The sequence below is a fragment of the Bradyrhizobium sp. Gha genome (assembly GCF_900113735.1).
Taxonomy (GTDB): Bacteria; Pseudomonadota; Alphaproteobacteria; order Rhizobiales; family Xanthobacteraceae; genus Bradyrhizobium.
Genome location: NZ_FOQM01000041.1, coordinates 1 through 17,000, shown reverse-complemented (window position 1 = coordinate 17,000; position 17,000 = coordinate 1). Strand labels below are relative to the sequence as shown.

Genomic DNA, 17,000 nt, shown 5'->3' with positions numbered 1-17,000 from the left:
TTGGGTGTTACGCTTCGCGAGCTAGAACACGACGACCGAACGAATCGATTTTCCCTCGTGCATCAGGTCGAAGCCCTTGTTGATGTCTTCGAGCTTGAGCGTATGGGTGATCATCGGATCGATCTGGATTTTTCCGTTCATGTACCAATCGACGATCTTTGGTACGTCGGTGCGGCCACGCGCGCCGCCGAAGGCGGTGCCGCGCCAGTTGCGGCCGGTGACGAGCTGGAACGGACGGGTGGCGATCTCCTTGCCGGCTTCGGCAACGCCGATGATGATCGAGGTGCCCCAACCGCGATGGCAGGCTTCCAGCGCCTGGCGCATCACATTGGTGTTGCCGGTGCAGTCGAAGGTGTAATCGGCGCCGCCGTCGGTCAGGGTCACCAGATGCGGGACGATGTCGCCGGTGATCTTGTTCGGGTTGACGAAGTCGGTCATGCCGAACCGGCGGCCCCATTCTTCCTTGGAGTCGTTGATGTCGACGCCGATGATCTTGTCGGCACCGGCCATTTTGGCGCCCTGGATCACGTTCAGGCCGATACCGCCGAGGCCGAACACGACGACGTTGGAGCCCGGCGTAACTTTCGCAGTGTTGACGACGGCGCCGACGCCGGTGGTGACGCCGCAGCCGATGTAGCAACTCTTGTCGAAGGGGGCGTCCTCGCGGATTTTCGCCACCGCGATCTCCGGCAGCACGGTGAAGTTCGAGAAGGTCGAGCAGCCCATGTAGTGATAGATCGGCTTTCCCTTGTAGGAGAAGCGGCTGGTGCCGTCAGGCATCACGCCCTTGCCTTGCGTCGCGCGGATCGCGGTGCAGAGATTGGTCTTCTGGCTCAGGCAGCTTTTGCACTGCCGGCATTCCGGCGTGTAGAGCGGAATGACGTGATCGCCCGGCTTCACCGAGGTCACGCCTGCGCCGATCTCGCGGATGATGCCGGCGCCCTCATGGCCGAGGATCGACGGGAAGATGCCTTCGCTGTCGAGACCATCGAGTGTGTAGGCGTCGGTATGGCAGATGCCCGTCGCCTTGATCTCGACCAGAACTTCGCCGGGCTTCGGACCCTCCAGATCGACCTCGACGATCTCGAGCGGCTTCTTGGCTTCGAAAGCGACGGCGGCACGTGTCTTCATCGGTAACTCCTCAGATTCTCTCTGGATGCCAAGTCTTAAGTCTCTGGCAGGCTGCAAACGTTCACTTCTTGCCCATGCACGAGTCTTCATTCTTGGTATAGGCCTCGTTCTTGTCCTCATGCTTGCCCGGACGTGCGCGGCCCCAGGCGTCGTTCGAGCGGGCACGCAGATAGACGTAGAGATCGTCCATGTAGCAAGCGACGTTCGGATTATCGCCAAAGGCTGGCATCACGTTCTCCGCGGCAGTCGAGATGTTCTTGCGGCCGGAGGCGACGGTGCCCAAAAAGTCGGCGTAGCTCATGGTCTTGAGCGAATCTTTCAATGCGGGCGCATAGGTCGAGCCCATGCCATCCGGGCCATGGCAGACGTGACAGTCCGAGTGGTAGCGGCGGTATCCCGAATAGGTGTACCAGTCCACGGTGTCCCCGTTGATCCTGTAGGTCGGATTGCCGTCCTTATCGAGCCATTCGCCGGTTTCGTTCTGCTTTAGGGCAGCCGGATCCCCCGAGCCGTCGGCAACGGCAATTCCCCCGGATGCAACGAAGATGATCGCGGCAATGACAGAGCGGATCTTACGCAAGAGGTGTTCCTCGAAAGGCATCGGGTGGAGACGAGCCGGCGCGTGGACTTGATCCACGCGCCGGAGCGATGAGAACGTGAGGCTAGTTCGACGGCAGCGAGAACACGGTCAGCGTACCGCCGAGCGCCGTGTAGTTGCTGAGCGCCGCATAGCCGCCGACCGCGCCGAGGCCCGCATTCGGATCGGTCAGACCCGCTGCCAGACCGATGCCGGCCCAGCCCCCCACGCCGGAGAGAACGGCCACGTACTGCTTGCCGGCGTTCTCGTAGGTGGTGACGTTGCCGATGATGCCGGAAGGAGTCTTGAACTTGTAGAGCTCCTTGCCGGTCTTGGCGTCGACAGCTTTCAGGTAGCCTTCGAGCGTCCCGTAGAACACCACGCCGCCGGCGGTTGCGAGTGCACCCGACCAGACCGAGAACTGCTCCTTGTTCGACCAGACGATCTTGCCGGTCTTGCCGTCCCAGGCGATGAAATTACCCATGTTGGTATCACCCTGCGGCGGATACATCGAGAGCGTCGCACCCACATAGGGCTGGCCGGCGGTGTAGCTCACCTTGAACGGTTCGTAGTCCATGCAGACGTGGTTGGTCGGGACGTAGAATAGCTGCGTGTCCGGCGAGTAGGCTGCCGGCTGCTCGTCCTTGGTGCCGAGCGCCGCCGGGCAGATGCCCTTCACGTTGTGGTCTTCACCCGCCTTGTCGGTCGAAGCCGCGTCGAGCACCTTCGGACGACCATAGGTGGCCGAGTTTTTGTCCATGTCGACGCCGGAGGTCCAGTTCACCTTCGGATCGTACTTTTCGGCGACCAGGAGCTCACCTGTGGCGCGATCGAGCGTATAGCCGAGACCATTACGATCGAAATGGGTCAGCAGCTTGCGGGCCTGGCCGTTGATCGACTGATCCGAGAGGATCATCTCGTTGACGCCGTCATAGTCCCATTCGTCGTGGGGCGTCATCTGATAGACCCACTTGGCGACCCCGGTGTCCGGGTTACGCGCCCAGATCGTCATCGACCATTTGTTATCGCCGGGACGCTGCTTCGGATTCCAGGTCGAGGGATTGCCCGATCCGTAATAGACGAGGTTCAGCTCCGGATCGTAGGAGATCCAGCCCCAGGTGGCGCCGCCGCCGATCTTCCACTGATCACCTTGCCAGGTCTTCAAGCTGGAGTCCCGACCGATCGGCTTGCCGAGGGCGGTGGTCTTGTCGTCGACCAGGATCTGGTCATCCGGACCTTCCGAATAGCCGCGCCAGGCCAGCTTTCCGGTCTTGATGTCGTAGGCGCTCATATGGGCCTGAACGCCGAACTCACCACCGGAGATGCCGATCAGCACCTTGTCCTTGATGACCATCGGCGCCGAGGTGCCGGTCTCGCCCTTGCTGGCATCGCCGTTCTTGGCGGTCCACGCAACCTGGCCGGTGTTGGCGTCGAGCGCGACCAAGGTCGTGTCGGCCTGATGCAGGAAGATCTTGCCGTCGCCGTAGGCCAGGCCGCGGTTAACCGTGTCGCAGCACATCACCGGGATCACGTTCGGGTCCTGCTTCGGCTCGTACTTCCAGACGATCTTGTTCTCCTGCGAAAGGTCAATGGCATAGACCTTGTTCGGGAACGGCGTATGGACGTACATCATGTTGCCGATGATCAGCGGGCCGCCTTCGTGACCGCGCAGCACGCCGGTCGAGAAGGTCCAGGCGACCTGGAGCTTGTTGACGTTTTGCGCGTTGATCTGGTTCAGCTTGGAGTAGCGATTGTTGGAATAGTCGCCCGTCGGCATCACCCAGTCTTTCGGGTTCTGCGACATCTTGATCAGCTCGTCATTGGCTGACGCACTCCCGACGGCGAGAGCCGCCGCGGAGCCAAGAAAGGTCGCCAGTAGCACCTTGCGCATAGTCATTCCTCCGTTGGTCGCGTTTGTTGTTTGCGAAGCATTGTTTAGTCACCGGGCATTGCGTCCGGCGTCTGCTCGTGCAGGGCGGTCACGTTGTGGACCGGAAACGATGCTGTGCTGTTTCCTCCTCGTGATGAGAGCTATGGGTCCACGCGCAGGAGCGGCCCGTTCTTTTTGTTCCTGCCGCAATCCCTAACGACTTCGTCAACGAGAAACTTGCCCAAGAGTGAACCCGCTTTGCTCGACAGCGCACGACGGCGAAGTTTTTGGTTTTGCGGCAGCGAATTCAGCGGCTTCGGTGCGGCGCGGCGCAGCGCTCAACGATCAGGTTTCCCTTGACGTCGCTGCAACGAAGGCGGAGGATTAACATTCAGGGGTGGCAAAGGAACGATGGCGCTCGTTTCAAAGACCACACAAATTCGAGGGAAACGTCACGCAGTCATGGCTGAGGGCTCCAGCAGGGCAGGCCGCGATTCGCGTCGAATCTCCTGGTAACTCCAGTGGCTGGGTCGATGTCCGACACAATTCACACGCTCTCGACGACGGGGTTGACGCCGAAGCGACAGGTCCAGAGCTGGGTCGACGGATTGACCAGTCTGTGTGGTCACTTCGATGTCGATCCGCTGGAAGGCTCATCGCTCGAAGGGCGTATCGATTACACCACGGTCTCGCGCCTGAAGCTCTGCCAGATCGAGGTGAGCCAGCATCGCATCGCGCACACGCTGGCGCGTGCCAAAGCCAACGAACACCCTTACATCAAGATCCACTTCCAGACCTACGGCGTATCCTATTTCGAGCAGGAAGGCCGCCAGATCGAGCTGAATCCTGGCGACATCATCGCCTATGACGTCTCGTGCCCGCACTTGATCGTCAGCCCCGCCTTCACGCGCCACGACGTGGTGATCGCGCCGAAGGCGCTGTTGCGCGATCGAGGTTTCCCGTCTCAGCGCATGCCGGCTTGCAAGCTGACCGCAAAGACTGGGACGGGACGAATCGCCCATGATTTCGTCCATGCCACCTTCGACGAGGCGGCGAAGCTGTCGGCCAACAGCGCAGTCGGTGTTGCCGATTCGTTGATCGATCTGCTGCTGCTGCCACTGCGCGAAGCCGACACGATGTTCGATCGGGTCGGGCCGGAAGCGATGTATGTGCGCGCCCAATTTTTCATCCGCGAGCATCTGCGCGATCCCGATCTGTGCATCGACCAGATCTCCGCCGAGCTCGGCTGCTCCAAGCGCTATCTGCACATGCTGTTCTCCGAGCGCGGTACGACGGTGAGCGACTACATCTGGCAGGCGCGGCTGCAGAACTGCCGCCAGGAGCTCGAGGCTCACGGCGGCAAAACCATCACCGACGTCGCGTTCTCCTGGGGCTTCTCCAGCTCATCGCATTTCAGCCGCGTGTTCCGGAAATATTTTGGCGTGGTGCCGTCATCGATCCACAAGGGACAGCATGGCGTGGTCGCGGCGGACGAGACCTAGGTCGGCCTGCTCAACTCGACACGGCGACGTAAGGGATGCTGGTCACGAGCGCCGCGACCAGCATTGCGTTGCAGAGCATTCCGGTCCAATGCAACCGGCGTAGTCGGCGCACGGCATCAGTGTCGCCCGCATCCCTGGCGCTGAGCTCGTCGTCCATCCGTCGCATGAACCAGCCGCGTCCTTGGATCGCGAGGGCCGCGATCAAGCCGATGCCCATGGCGAATAGCGGCCGACTTGCGATGAGGAACGCCATGGTCGCAAGGACGCCGGTCACGGCCATCATTCTGAACTGGATGTTGAACATCCCGCGCAGCAGCTGCGTGACGGGCGGAATGTCCAGCTTCACCAGCAGGAATGCGGGCGAGGCCAGCAGGAAATAGCCCATCGGAAAAAGCAGGATGACCAGGGCTGTGACGGCGACAGCATCGGGTTTCATATGCTCGGCCCTTTCTCGCCCGGAGCGGAGGGGCGCCCGGCGACAGTGCGTGATCATAGCCGGCTCATGCGCTTGCGACACCAGGCTTTTGACTCACCGCGCAATGATCTTCGTCCAGACGTCGCCGAGAATCGCGGGCTCATGCGGCGGCAAATAAGTCAGGCCGGCCTGCCTGCCGAACTCGGCAATCTTGCCCTCGGCGGCAAGATCAGTCAGCGCCTTGTCGACGGACTGGATCAATGCCGGATCGCTGCCAAGCCCGACATAGCCGCGATTGGCGCCGATCGGATAGTAGTAGCCGGAGGCGGTGATGGCCGTATTAGCATGCGCGGCGCGATGCGCGTCGAAGCGGGCGAGGTCGATCAGGCTCGCGTCATAGTCGCCGCGATCGAGCGCACCCATGAGATCGTCGCGGCCGGGGACGAGATGGGTGATGTTGTCGATCAGCCGCCCCTTGTCGAAGGTCATCAGGATGGCGTCACCCAAAGATCCGCTTTCGATCGCAAGGCGGAGACCGTCGAGATCGCCGATATCGCCGATCTTGCGGTCGCGTGCCTTCGGCCCAAGCACGACCGTCATGGGCGAATAGACGTAAGGCTGGCTGGGCGCGAGCACCCCGAGTGCGACGCGGCGGCGCCGGTCGTCGCGGGTGGCGCCGGAAAAATCCGGCAAGCGAGCCGTCTTCATGCCGGGCTTGACCAGGGAATTCGTCGTCAGCGCGTAGCCGCCGATCAGCGAGCAGCGCCCGTCCGATAACAGAGCGTTGGCCTCGAGCTGGGGGCTGGAATCCTCATCCAGCTTGCTCTCGAACCATTCTATCCTGAGCGGCCGTCCCAAGCGGTCCGCGATCGCGTGCGCCAGCAGCACGTCGAAGCCCGAGTCGGGCTTGCCCTTGTGATGGGCCGAGAGCGGCGGTCGATCCTCGTCGAGGCAGACGCTGAGGGGATCAGCCGCCCGGGCCGCCGTCGCTGCAAGCATCGCAACGAGACCAAGCGCCGCCAATCGGCCCCTCATGGCTTCCTCCGGCTTGAAATGAAGGCCCAGAGATTTCCGATGTCATCGTCGCTCAGAATGTCGCCCCAGGGTGGCATCTTGTTGTTCTTGCCATTCTTTACGGTGGTGACGAAGCGCGTCTTGTCGTCAGGGAAGGCGCGCAGGTCCGGCGTGATGGTGCCGGAATTCATCATGTTGGGGCCGTGGCAGTGCGAGCACTTTTCGGCATAGGTCGACTTGCCATGGTCGATCTGCGCCTGCAGCGGATTGCCGTTTGAATCATCCGCGGCACGAGCGGTCGCCGCAAGCGCGACCGTCAGCACCGCGACGGTGGCGAGGATCGCCACCGTCTTGTGAGATGTGTCTCTCAACGTGTCTTGCCGTTACTGCTTCACCGCAAAGACCCAGAGCGAGCCGCCGGGTGGCACCTTGGCCAACCGCTCGTCGCCGGAGAACAGCGAGTAGACGCCGCCGTAGCCGGAGGTGACGGCCACGTACTGCACGCCATCCTGCTGCCAGCTCACCGGCTGCCCCTCGATGCCGGAGCCGGTCTGGAACTGCCAGAGCTTCTTGCCGCTGTCGGCGTCGAAGGCCTCGAACTCGCCGGTCAGCGAACCCGTGAACACGACGCCGCCGGCGGTCGACAACACGCCGGAGAAGCGCGGGATGTCGCTTGCCGCTTCCCACTTCGCCTTGCCGGTCATCGGGTCGATCGCCTTCAGATGGCCGCGCGCACCGTCACCCCATTCCCAGGGATCGGTCAGATCCATGCCGAGATACCATTCACCTTGCTTGAAGGTGACCGGCTCCGACTTGTACCTGCCGCCAAAGGCGAGCGTGTTGGCGTAGGCGAGGCCGGTTTGAGGATTGAACGACATCGGCTCCCAGTTCTTGCCGCCGAGGATCGAAGGATAGACCGTGACCTTCTTGCCATCGCGCGCATCCTTGACGACGTCGGTCTCGATCGGCTTGCCCGTCTTCAGGTCGACGCCGCTCGCCCAATTCACCTTCACGTAGGGATTGGCGGCGAGCACCTTTCCGTTGGTGCGGTCGAGCACGTAGAAGAAGCCGTTGCGGTTGGCGTCCATCAGCACCTTGGTCGGCTTGCCCTCGACGTTCATGTCGGCGAGGACCATCTCGGCCACCGCGTCGTAGTCGAACGGATTGTTCGGCGAGAACTGGTAGTGCCACTTGATCTTGCCGGTCTTGGGATCCATCGCCAGCACGGAGCACGTGTAGAGGTTATCGCCGGGGCGCACGGCCGCGTTGAACGGGCCGGGATTGCCGATGCCCCAATACACCGTGTTCAGCTCGGGATCATAAGACCCCGTGATCCAGGTCGAGCCGCCGCCGAGCTTCCAGGTATCGCCCTTCCAGGTGTCGCCGCCGGGCTCGTCCGGCGAGGGGATCGAATGGGTGCGCCAGAGATGCTTGCCGGTGGCCGGATCCCAGCCGTCGATGAAGCCGCGGGTGCCGAACTCGGCGCCCGAGATGCCGGTGATGACGACGCCGTCGGCGACCAGAGGGGCCACCGTCATCGAATAGCCTTCCTTGATGTCGGCCGCCTTCTGCCGCCACAACTCCTTGCCGTCCTTGATGTCGATCGCGATCACGTTGGCGTCGAGCGTGGTGCGAAACAGCTTGCCTTCGTAGAGCGCGCCGCCGCGATTGATGATGCCGCAGCACACGATGCGCGGAGTCTCGGCCGGATACTCGATCTTGGATTTCCAGATCTGCTTGCCGGTCTTGGCATCGACCGCCATGGTCGCATTGTGTGAGGTCACGTAGATCACGCCCTGGTACACCAGCGGCTGCGATTCCTCGCTGCGATCGTCGTTGAAGGAGTAATTCCAGACCGGGACGAGGTTCTTGACGGTGTCTTTGTTGATCTGGTTCAGCGTCGAGAACCGCTGGAGATTGTAACCCATCCCGTAGTTGAGAACGTTCGACGTATCGGTTGCGCCCTTGACCAGTTGATCGGTCGTCTGTGCGCTCGCAACCGAGCATGCGGATACGACGAGGCTCGCGGCCATCGCAAAACGTTTCATCCGTTCCTCCCAATAGACACGCCTTTAGGCGCTGCAGGAGCAACACTCCGTTGGAAAGCAAAACACGTCAATACGAAAGTCGAGAGTGCACTGCCAATATTTTGGCGCCGGAAGCCGGTCACCTGACGGAAACCCGACGATCAACCCTCACTTGCAACTCTCACTCGCGCTCTCGCTTGCAACTCTCACTTGTGTGCAGGCGCTGAGAAAATTCCGTGGCGTGATGCAGGGCTTGGGGGCGTTGCGCCGTAGGGGTCGCGCGCTGCTGCGGTTGTTGCGCTGAGAGCCACCACGCTTGACTGGGAGCGAACGCGATTTGCCCGAGAGCGAAATTTGCGAGTGTTGCGCGATGGTTCGCTGTGTGTGCGGTCCAATTCCAGACTTGCGCCGTGCCTGACCCAGCCCTAGGTTTTGGCCGGCGCGATGTCGCGCTCAATAGTTGGGGAGACCCCGAATGGCTTGGAAAGCTCCGAAGATCGTGGAAGTGCCGGTCGGCATGGAAATCAACATGTACGCCTGCGCTGCGCGCAAACAAGACTGACGACCTGCCGCGGCTTCGATGGCAGTTGCCGTCGAAGCCGTGGTAGTGTCAGGGATGCGCACGAGAGCCCACATCCTCTGGACCTTGGCCTGCACAGCCGCGCTCGCGCCGGCATGTGCGAACGCCGAAGAGGGCTTCGATACCGAGCACATCTTCGGCTTCATGATCGGCAGTGACGTCGGTAATCCCGGCGAGCGCGAATTCCAGACTCAGACGACAGGACGCTTCGGCAAGGGCAGCGGTACCTATCGCGCTCTCGGCCAGGAGGTCGAGATCGAGATCGTGCCGCTGCCGAACTTTCGCATCGAGGCCGGCAGCACGGCGACGATGCACGACATCACCGGCGTCCCTGACATCGACGACCGCCGCCAGTTCAACTTCCAGGGTTTCTCGCTCGACCTGCGTTATCGCTTGCTGGATCGCGTGACCGCGCCGTTCGGCTTCACGATCGCCTCGGAGACCCATGGCGATCGCATCGACGAGGTCAGCGGTGCGAAAGGACGGATGTACGGCACCGACTTCACGCTGGCCTTTGACCGCGAGCTGATCCCGAACTTTGTCATCGGCGCGCTCAATCTGATCTACCAGCCGGAATGGGCGCGCTTCGAGGTGTCGGGGCTGTCCGAGAAGAGCTCGACGGTTGGCGCCGCGTTCGCCGGCATGGTGCGCGTGAGCTCAACCATGCTGCTCGGCGGTGAGATGCGTTACTTCCGACAATATGAGGGCATCGGTCTCGGTGCGCTCTCGGGGCAGGCGCTGTTCGTCGGGCCGACGGCTTATTTCCAGCTCTCGGAGCAATCGCGGCTCACCTTGAGCTGGAGCATGCAGGCCTGGGGCCGTCCCGCAGGATCAGCGGCCAATCTCGACCTCGTCCATTTCGAGCGCCATCAGGCGCGGTTGGTGTTCGGGGTCAATTTCTAGTTGGGCGGGTTCCCGCCCGGCAGGATTGAAACTTCCCGAGGCCGGGAGCGTAGCCTATTGTGCTAATCTCGATCGCTCCCGCGCGAGGATCCCGGCATGAACCCGATCGACCTGGTGGTGACTGTGTGCGTGGTGCTCTCGCCTGCGACCTGCGAGGAGCAGCATCTGGTGTTCAGCTTCGGCGGATCACCGGCGCAATGCTCGATGGCGGCGCCGCCCTATATCGCGCAATGGATCGGCGAACATCCGAAATGGCAGGCGGTGCGCTGGCGTTGCGAATATCCGCACACACATGACAAGGCGTGAGGCGCGCGTGTTACTTCGTGCAGTTCTTCAGATCCTCGTCTGAAATCGAGAACACCGCATCGGCCTTGATCTCGATGTCGCGGACGACGCATTGCCGTGAGCTGGGATAGGTGACCTTGGCGTCGTAGCGGCCGGGTTCGACGCCGGTAATGCGCAGCCGCTCGTCGTGGTCGACCTCCTTGTCCTTGTCGTTCAGGCACTGGTTCGGGCCCCAGTCGGTCTTGCCTGATGGCGCAAGCTGGAAGCCGGAGATCGTCTCGCTCGTGAGATTCCAGAGACGGATGCCTTTGCCCTTGGTCTGCGCGAGCGCCGTACCTGGCATAGCCAACAAAATGCCGATCGCAATCAGCTGACGGCGCATTGGTGACCTCCTCGAGACCGTCTCATTGATGCAGTTGACCACGAGTTGTCATTTCGATTCAAGCGGCAACGCCGCAAGCTCCGCCTTGATCCTCGCAAGCTCAGCTTCGCTGCGTTCGGCGCGCGGAATCGAGATCGGCACGTCCTGCACGATGCGCGCCGGGCGCGGCGAGAGAAAGAACAGGCGGTCGCCGAGACGGATCGCATCCTCGAGGCTGTGGGTCACCAGCAGCGTCATCACCGAGCGACTGCCGACCAGCGTCGCGATCTCGTCGCGCAGGCGGCCGGCAAGCGCGTCGTCGAGCGAGGCGAGGGGCTCGTCCAGCACGAGCAGATCGGGCTCGACCGCAAACGCGCGGGCCAGCGCAACCCGCCGGGCGAGGCCAAGCGACAATTCGCCGGGGAAGTGGCTGCGATGCGCCTCGAGCTCCAGAATCCTGAACAACTCGGCAAGCTTGGCATCGGAAACGTTAGGCGCCGCCAGCCGTACGTTCTGCTCGACAGTGCGCCACGGCAATAGCCGCGGCTCCTGAAACACCATGCCGATTCGCGCTTCGGCGGGGCGCGTGACACGGCCGTCGAAATCGCGGTCGAGCCCGAGGATGATGCGCAGCATCGTGCTCTTGCCGCAGCCGGACGGGCCGATCAGCACCCCGACTTCGCCGGATTGCAAGCCAAATTTCAGGGGCGACAGCACCTCGTGCGTTCCGCCCGCGGCACTTCTGTAAGTCTTGCCTGTGATCTCGACCTCAAGCCGCACGGGGCCGCCACCGCGTTGCGCTGGCCTCGAACGGCTGCACCAGCGCGGTCTCGATCACGAGCACGACGGCGGCGAAGGTCAGGGAATAGGCGAGCAGCCGTGGCGTGTCGAACAGCTGGAAGGCGACACCGATCTCGAATCCGACGCCGTTCGGCCGTCCGAGCAGCTCGGCGACGAGAACGATCTTCCAGACCAGCGAGAGGCCGGAGCGGGTGGAGGCCGCGACATAGGGCGCAAGCTGCGGCAGCACGACGTGGCGGAAGGCGCGCCAGCGCGGCATCGCGAACACGGTCGCCATCTCATCGAGCGAACGGTCGAGCGCGCGCGCCCCCTCGCGCAAGGTGACGACCGCGGTCGGCAGCTTGTTGATGGCGATCGCCCCGATCGCCGCGGCCTCGGTGAGGCCGGCCCAGATGTAGGCCAGCACGATCACCACCAGCGCCGGCAGGTTGAGCAGCAGGATCAGCCAGGGATCGCCGAGCCGGTCGGCGAGCTTCACCCGACCCATCAGGTAACCGATGGCGCTGCCGACGGACATCGCGAGCACGAAAGACAATGCGACGCGCGCCAGCGTGGCGCCGAGATGCAGGAACAGCGCGCCGCTCGCGGCTTCCGCGATGATGACGTCGAGCACCGCAGGGGGAGAGGGCAGCTTGGCACCACCGACGAACAATGCGGCGGTCCACCAGACCGCAAGGAAGACGGCGAACGAGAGAAGGCGCAGCACCTCAATCTCCGGGAGCTGCATGATAGAACGTGCCGGGATCGAGCTCGGCCGCCGGCCCGACCAGGTCACGACCGCCGATCTCGGCCAGCACGCGGTAGAGCACGCGCGCATCCGCCTCCTCATCGTTGATGGTCCGGCGCGGAATGCCGTCGCGATAGCGGTCGCGGTAAGTCTTCAGCATGGTCGGATCGGTCGCGCCGGTGAGCGGTGCAATCCTGTCCCAGGCTGCGTCCGAGGTGACGAGCAACTGCTTGGCCTTGCGCGTCATGGCGAGGAAGCGCGCCACGGCGTCGCGATGGCTCGCGGCCCAGCTCTCGTCGAAGACGTAGCCGACGGCAGAGACAGCGCCCTTGACACCCAATTTCGGCAGAATCTCCTCGATGCCGGCGAGGCGGCGAAAGCCCTTGGCCTCGAGCTGGGCGCAGAAATTCCAGAAATTCAGGGTCGCATCCATCTCGCCTTCGAGCGCCTTGGCGGCGATCAGCGGCGGCGCGCCATAGACGATGGTCGCATCCGATTTCAGGTCGATGCCGTCCTGCTTCATACGTGCTTGCAGCAACAGCCAGCTCTTGTCGATCGGACCGCCACTGACGGCGAGTTTGCGGCCTCTGAGGTCGGCGAGCGTCTTGATCGGCGAGGAAGCGGGCACCATCACCGCGCCGAGGGCGCTCGAATAGGGATAAAAGGTGAGCTTGGCTCCGAGCGCGCGCTCGCGCGACACCCACAGCCAGTCCGACAGCATGATGTCGGCATTGCCGGCGCGGAGCGCGATCTTGCCGGCCTCGGGGCTCGCAAGCTCGGTCACTTCCAGCGACAGATCAGCCTCCTTATCCAGCCCGGCCTCGCGGATCGTCGCTAGTTCCCAGGCGAACGTTCCGGTCTTCTGGACCGCCAGGCGGATGACATCAGCTGCCTGGGCCCGCATGCCCGGCGTCGGTGCCAGCATCATCGCGAGCGCCAACATTCGTGCCAAAACTCTCATCACCTTGTGAGTCGTTTCCTCTGACAGAGTGCTTTTCAGGACAATACGCATAGCATAGCTTCCATCGCAACCAGCGGGAGGACGCTCATGAGTCTTGCGGGACAGCTACGACCGATCGTCGCCGCCGTGGTCGTGCTTGCGGCAACCGCCTATGCCCGGGCCGAGGAGGCCAATGATTATCCGACCTCGGCGCGCGCGGAATATGTCTATGGCTGCATGAAGGCCAATGGCGAGACGCGGCAGGCGATCGAGCAATGTTCTTGCTCGGTCGATGTGGTCGCCTCGATCGTCCCCTATGACCGTTACGTCACCGCCGAGACCGCGCTCAGCATGTCCCAGGTCCGCGGCAATCTCGGCGCCCAGTTCCGGACGTCAGAGCAGGCGAATTCGGCGGTGAATGATTTGCGCCGCGCGCAGGCCGAGGCCGAGGTGAGGTGTTTCTAGTACTTTCTTCCCTTCTCCCCCTTGTGGGAGAAGGTGGCGCGAAGCGCCGGATGAGGGGTTTCCATCCGAGCGTTCAAGCGTGAGAGGCGCTCGCGGAGACATACCCCTCACCCGTCTCGCCGCACTTGCGGCGATCCACCCTCTCCCACAAGGGGAGAGGGAAAAAGAACACCTCACGTCCCCGGCTTCTCCACGTCCCATTCATTGCGGAACACGTGACCATCCGTGTCTTTGGCCTCCGCGCGAAAACGCTTGGCGCCGTTGGAGACATAGGTGAAGCGCAAATTGGGATCTTCCGAGATCGAGATGCCGCCTTCCATCGACAGCACGGGGCTGTCGTCCTGGCTCAGCTTCAGCTGGTTGATGAAGAAGGCGGGAATATAGAGCTGCGTGACCTGGTCCATCTGCAGGCCGGAATTGTTGGGATGGCCGATCATGATCTGGCCTTCGCGGATGCGGCTTGCCGGCGCGTCCTCGTGCGCGAATTGCCGGTAGCGCATCTGGCCGAGGTGGTTAGTGGCCCCTTCGGCATTCTTGCCGGCCGGTGCCGAGCAGCCGCCCGACGCCTTCACATAGGTCTTGGAGACGTAGAGCTGGCAGTCGCTGAGCTCGGCGACCGCGTGAACGTCCCTGTAATTGTTGACGCGCACGCGCGTGGAGATTTCGGAAACGTTGGCATCCGCAGCAAGCTCGAACTTCGCGGCCATCGGCGCCGGATTGCGATCGATCACCAGCGTGATTGAACGGATACGGCGGCTATCGGCCGGTGACAGCTTGCTGCGCAGGGTCACCGGCACGATGGCGGCGTCCTCGGCGCGATAAGGCATCTCGATGGTGATGACGCTGTTGCCATCGTTCATCGGACGGTTACTGAAAATGTCCTGCACCAGGCCCGGCCAGGGATCGTAAGCCTGTTCGGCGCTGACAGGCACAGCGAAGGCGATGCCAAGCAGCGCGGCGATCAAGGGCAGGCGGCGTGTGCATCCCATCATGGTCGTGGTCCCGTTCGGGCGACGCAATCCTTGAACAGGGTAGCGCGCCGGTTACTCCCATTCAATTTCAGAAAATGCTGCGGTTGCGTTGCGGGCATTGTACTCGTCGAACAGCTCCCATTGCGTAACGGATCGGCTTGCTGGTGCGCGCCCGCACCGGGCCAGCAATTCCTCGCCCTCACGCAAGCTGCCGCCGGTGTCGATGACGGCCACCGCGTCCGTCCCGATGATGAAGCCGACATTGGCAATATCGCCCTCGTTTTCGCGCGTCATCAGGGCGATTGTCCCTGAGTGCACGAAGATTCCCGGCGCGACTTCGCTTACAGGCAATTCGGCTGTCCCGGCGCGTGCTAACGTCGCTATTCCCAGCAGGCACAGGACTGCGATCCTTGACGCGAGATGAGACACGTTTCCGCCTCAGTTTCAGGGCTTTGCCGCACTGCACTGCAACGCGACAAAGCCGACACAGGTTTGGCAGACATGGTCCATCCTGCCTTACATGGATTGCATTCGAATGGAATGAGGAGGAAGCGCGATGGAGGCCGATCGGCATCGTCGCTGGTTGATTTCACTGTGCCTGATGGTGGCGTCTTGTGCGATGGGCGATGTCGCCAGCGCACAGACGACTGACGGTGGTGACCTTTCGTTCGAGCTGGTCGATCCCAAGGTGCTGCGTGTCTGTGCCGATCCGCGCAACATGCCGTTCTCCAACGAGAAGGGTGAGGGCATCGAGAACAAGCTTGCGGAGCTGTTCGCGGACAAGCTGCAGAAGAAGCTGGACTACGTGTTCTTCCCGCAGGCGACAGGCTTCGTGCGCATGACCCTGGGTGCGCACCGCTGCGACGTCATCATGGGTTTCCCGCAAGGTGACGACATCGTGCAGGGCACCAATCCCTATTACCGCACGACCTATGCGCTGGTCGCGAAGGCCGGCGGCGGACTAGAGGATGTCGATACGCTCGAGGATCCCAGGCTCAAAGGCAAGCACGTCGGTATCATCGCCGGCACACCGCCGGCGACCAACATGGCGATCGCCGGGCTGATGAGCGACGCCAAGCCTTATCCGCTGATGATCGACACGCGCTACGACAATTCTGCGCAGGCGATGATCGACGATCTCAGCGCCGGCAAGATCGACGCCGGCGTGCTGTGGGGACCGATGGCGGGGTACTACGCCAAGAAGGCCGGTTCGCTGCACATCACGCCCTTGGTGAAGGAAACCACAGGGCCGAAGCTGGTCTATCGCATCGGCATGGGCGTGCGCCCCGCCGACCAGAACTGGAAGCGGCTGCTCAACAAGCTGATTCAGGAGAACCAGGGCGAGATCAACAAGATCCTGATCGATTTCGGCGTGCCGCTGCTCGATGAGAACGATCGGCCGCTCGGCGCGGAGGCGGCCAGGCAAGCGCCATGAGATGGCCTCTTGCCGCCGCGCTCGTCGCCGTCGCGCTCGTGGCGCCGGCATTGGCGCAGCAGCAGGAGCCGTTCGAGCCCGACGCCTACCGCACCGGCAAATACCGCGCGCCCGTGCCGGCGACGCTGGAAGGTGCGCGCGTGTTGACGACCGCGGAGGCCGAGGCGATCTGGCGCGCGAAGAACGCTGCCTTCATTGACGTGTTGCCGCGACCGCCGAAACCGAAGAACCTCCCGGCAGGCACGGCATGGCGTGACATGCCGCGCAAAAACATTCCGGGAAGCATCTGGCTGCCCGACGCGGGCTATGGCGTGCTGGCGCCGGCCATGGACGACTATCTCCGACGCGGTCTCGCCCAAGCTTCACACGGCAACAAAGCCGCGCTGCTCGTGATCTATTGCCTCGCCGATTGCTGGATGTCGTGGAACGCAGCCAAGCGCGCGCTGGCGGACGGTTATTTCAACGTTGCCTGGTATCCTGAGGGGACCGACGGCTGGGAGCGCGCGAAGCTTGCCACGGAGGAAGCGCAGCCGGAGCCGCGGCCGGAGCAGTGACTGAAACATCGTCATGCCCGGGCTTGTCCCGCCTGCGCGGCCGAAGCCGCTTCGGCGAAGGCCCGGGCATCCACGTTCTTCGTTCTATGGGGCGCGACGTGGATGGCCGGGACAAGCCCACGGCTGTCCGGTTTAGATTTTGTGGACAAGGCGCATGGCGTTGATTCTAGTCGGTTCTGGACGTCTGCAAGCGTTCCGGGACACGACAGGAGATCAGCGCCATGCCGCACCACAATACAGTATTTCGCGACGTCCTGAAGCTGATGCCGTGGCGTCAGTTTGAAGGGCTTGTGGAAGAACATGATGCGGATGCGCGGGTACGGCGGCTGCCGACCAAGTCGCAATTCGTGGCGATGCTGTACGGCCAACTTTCTGGAGCCTCGGGGCTGCGAGAGATTGTGACGGCTCTTTCGAGCCATGGGTCGCGGCTTTACCACCTCGG

General features: G+C 62.8%; 20 protein-coding genes and 1 pseudogene. 8 read left to right on the top strand and 13 right to left on the bottom strand.

Annotated elements, in window-relative coordinates; all coding sequences use genetic code 11:
• Window positions 1-21: 21 nt before the first annotated feature.
• The 3 genes from BM222_RS33035 to xoxF5 form a co-directional block, all read right to left on the bottom strand.
• On the bottom strand, window positions 22-1,131 hold the full coding sequence (locus BM222_RS33035; RefSeq protein ID WP_092237987.1) for an S-(hydroxymethyl)glutathione dehydrogenase/class III alcohol dehydrogenase: 1,110 nt from the start codon (window positions 1,129-1,131) through the stop codon (window positions 22-24).
• Window positions 1,132-1,192: 61 nt separating this feature from the next.
• Complete coding sequence (locus BM222_RS33030; RefSeq protein ID WP_177243609.1) at window positions 1,193-1,681, bottom strand: c-type cytochrome, methanol metabolism-related; 489 nt, start codon at window positions 1,679-1,681, stop codon at window positions 1,193-1,195.
• Between the two features lie 112 nt (window positions 1,682-1,793).
• On the bottom strand, window positions 1,794-3,599 hold the full coding sequence (xoxF5, locus tag BM222_RS33025) for a lanthanide-dependent methanol dehydrogenase XoxF5 (RefSeq protein ID WP_092237981.1): 1,806 nt from the start codon (window positions 3,597-3,599) through the stop codon (window positions 1,794-1,796).
• Between the two features lie 512 nt (window positions 3,600-4,111).
• Here xoxF5 and BM222_RS33020 point away from each other — a divergent pair.
• The gene (locus tag BM222_RS33020; RefSeq protein ID WP_092237978.1) at window positions 4,112-5,080 is read left to right on the top strand and encodes a helix-turn-helix domain-containing protein; all 969 of its coding nucleotides are present in this window, start codon (window positions 4,112-4,114) and stop codon (window positions 5,078-5,080) included.
• Window positions 5,081-5,090: 10 nt separating this feature from the next.
• Here BM222_RS33020 and BM222_RS33015 read toward each other — a convergent pair whose 3' ends face one another.
• The 4 genes from BM222_RS33015 to BM222_RS33000 form a co-directional block, all read right to left on the bottom strand.
• Window positions 5,091-5,516 (bottom strand): hypothetical protein, encoded by a 426-nt coding sequence (locus BM222_RS33015; RefSeq protein WP_092237975.1) that lies wholly within the window; start codon window positions 5,514-5,516, stop codon window positions 5,091-5,093.
• 93 nt (window positions 5,517-5,609) lie between these two features.
• On the bottom strand, window positions 5,610-6,530 hold the full coding sequence (locus BM222_RS33010) for a substrate-binding periplasmic protein (RefSeq protein ID WP_092237972.1): 921 nt from the start codon (window positions 6,528-6,530) through the stop codon (window positions 5,610-5,612).
• Window positions 6,527-6,880 carry a c-type cytochrome gene (locus tag BM222_RS33005; protein ID WP_092237969.1) on the bottom strand — a complete coding sequence of 118 codons (354 nt, stop codon included), beginning with the start codon at window positions 6,878-6,880 and terminating at the stop codon, window positions 6,527-6,529. Before BM222_RS33005 ends, BM222_RS33010 begins: the two co-directional genes overlap by 4 nt.
• Before the next feature lie 12 nt (window positions 6,881-6,892).
• On the bottom strand, window positions 6,893-8,557 hold the full coding sequence (locus BM222_RS33000) for a methanol/ethanol family PQQ-dependent dehydrogenase (protein WP_092237966.1): 1,665 nt from the start codon (window positions 8,555-8,557) through the stop codon (window positions 6,893-6,895).
• Between the two features lie 454 nt (window positions 8,558-9,011).
• Here BM222_RS33000 and pqqA point away from each other — a divergent pair, with 454 nt between their 5' ends.
• From pqqA to BM222_RS32985, 3 genes are all read left to right on the top strand, one after another.
• Window positions 9,012-9,098 (top strand): pyrroloquinoline quinone precursor peptide PqqA, encoded by an 87-nt coding sequence (gene pqqA, locus BM222_RS32995; protein ID WP_092237963.1) that lies wholly within the window; start codon window positions 9,012-9,014, stop codon window positions 9,096-9,098.
• An 18-nt stretch (window positions 9,099-9,116) separates the two neighbouring features.
• On the top strand, window positions 9,117-10,019 hold the full coding sequence (locus BM222_RS32990; protein WP_092237960.1) for a DUF6662 family protein: 903 nt from the start codon (window positions 9,117-9,119) through the stop codon (window positions 10,017-10,019).
• 96 nt (window positions 10,020-10,115) lie between these two features.
• Window positions 10,116-10,325 carry a hypothetical protein gene (locus tag BM222_RS32985; protein WP_092237957.1) on the top strand — a complete coding sequence of 70 codons (210 nt, stop codon included), beginning with the start codon at window positions 10,116-10,118 and terminating at the stop codon, window positions 10,323-10,325.
• Window positions 10,326-10,335: 10 nt separating this feature from the next.
• On the opposite strand, the gene BM222_RS32980 is transcribed toward BM222_RS32985, so the two are convergent.
• From BM222_RS32980 to BM222_RS32965, 4 genes are read right to left on the bottom strand one after another with little or no spacing between them, the layout of a single operon-like run.
• A complete protein-coding gene (locus tag BM222_RS32980; RefSeq protein WP_092237954.1) occupies window positions 10,336-10,686 on the bottom strand; it encodes a hypothetical protein in 351 nt (116 codons plus the stop codon).
• A gap of 48 nt (window positions 10,687-10,734) precedes the next feature.
• The gene (locus tag BM222_RS32975; protein ID WP_092237951.1) at window positions 10,735-11,445 is read right to left on the bottom strand and encodes an ABC transporter ATP-binding protein; all 711 of its coding nucleotides are present in this window, start codon (window positions 11,443-11,445) and stop codon (window positions 10,735-10,737) included.
• On the bottom strand, window positions 11,435-12,172 hold the full coding sequence (locus BM222_RS32970; RefSeq protein WP_092238102.1) for an ABC transporter permease: 738 nt from the start codon (window positions 12,170-12,172) through the stop codon (window positions 11,435-11,437). Before BM222_RS32970 ends, BM222_RS32975 begins: the two co-directional genes overlap by 11 nt.
• Window position 12,173: 1 nt before the next feature.
• Complete coding sequence (locus tag BM222_RS32965) at window positions 12,174-13,121, bottom strand: ABC transporter substrate-binding protein (RefSeq protein WP_502690976.1); 948 nt, start codon at window positions 13,119-13,121, stop codon at window positions 12,174-12,176.
• 120 nt (window positions 13,122-13,241) lie between these two features.
• Here BM222_RS32965 and BM222_RS32960 point away from each other — a divergent pair, with 120 nt between their 5' ends.
• Complete coding sequence (locus BM222_RS32960) at window positions 13,242-13,598, top strand: hypothetical protein (RefSeq protein ID WP_092237948.1); 357 nt, start codon at window positions 13,242-13,244, stop codon at window positions 13,596-13,598.
• Window positions 13,599-13,771: 173 nt separating this feature from the next.
• Here BM222_RS32960 and BM222_RS32955 read toward each other — a convergent pair whose 3' ends face one another.
• Together BM222_RS32955 and BM222_RS32950 are read right to left on the bottom strand one after the other, a co-directional pair.
• The gene (locus tag BM222_RS32955) at window positions 13,772-14,590 is read right to left on the bottom strand and encodes a quinoprotein dehydrogenase-associated SoxYZ-like carrier (RefSeq protein ID WP_092237945.1); all 819 of its coding nucleotides are present in this window, start codon (window positions 14,588-14,590) and stop codon (window positions 13,772-13,774) included.
• Window positions 14,591-14,708: 118 nt separating this feature from the next.
• Window positions 14,709-14,968 (bottom strand): annotated as a pseudogene (locus tag BM222_RS32950) (quinoprotein relay system zinc metallohydrolase 2); the annotation flags it as partial.
• Between the two features lie 157 nt (window positions 14,969-15,125).
• Here BM222_RS32950 and BM222_RS32945 point away from each other — a divergent pair.
• The 3 genes from BM222_RS32945 to BM222_RS32935 form a co-directional block, all read left to right on the top strand.
• Window positions 15,126-16,004, top strand: a complete 879-nt coding sequence (locus tag BM222_RS32945; protein WP_092237942.1) for a substrate-binding domain-containing protein — start codon at window positions 15,126-15,128, stop codon at window positions 16,002-16,004.
• The gene (locus BM222_RS32940) at window positions 16,001-16,558 is read left to right on the top strand and encodes a PQQ-dependent catabolism-associated CXXCW motif protein (protein ID WP_092237939.1); all 558 of its coding nucleotides are present in this window, start codon (window positions 16,001-16,003) and stop codon (window positions 16,556-16,558) included. Before BM222_RS32945 ends, BM222_RS32940 begins: the two co-directional genes overlap by 4 nt.
• 221 nt (window positions 16,559-16,779) lie before the next feature.
• Window positions 16,780-17,000, top strand: a 221-nt coding sequence (locus BM222_RS32935; protein ID WP_143106137.1) for a DUF4372 domain-containing protein, incomplete at its 3' end; no start/stop codon positions are given.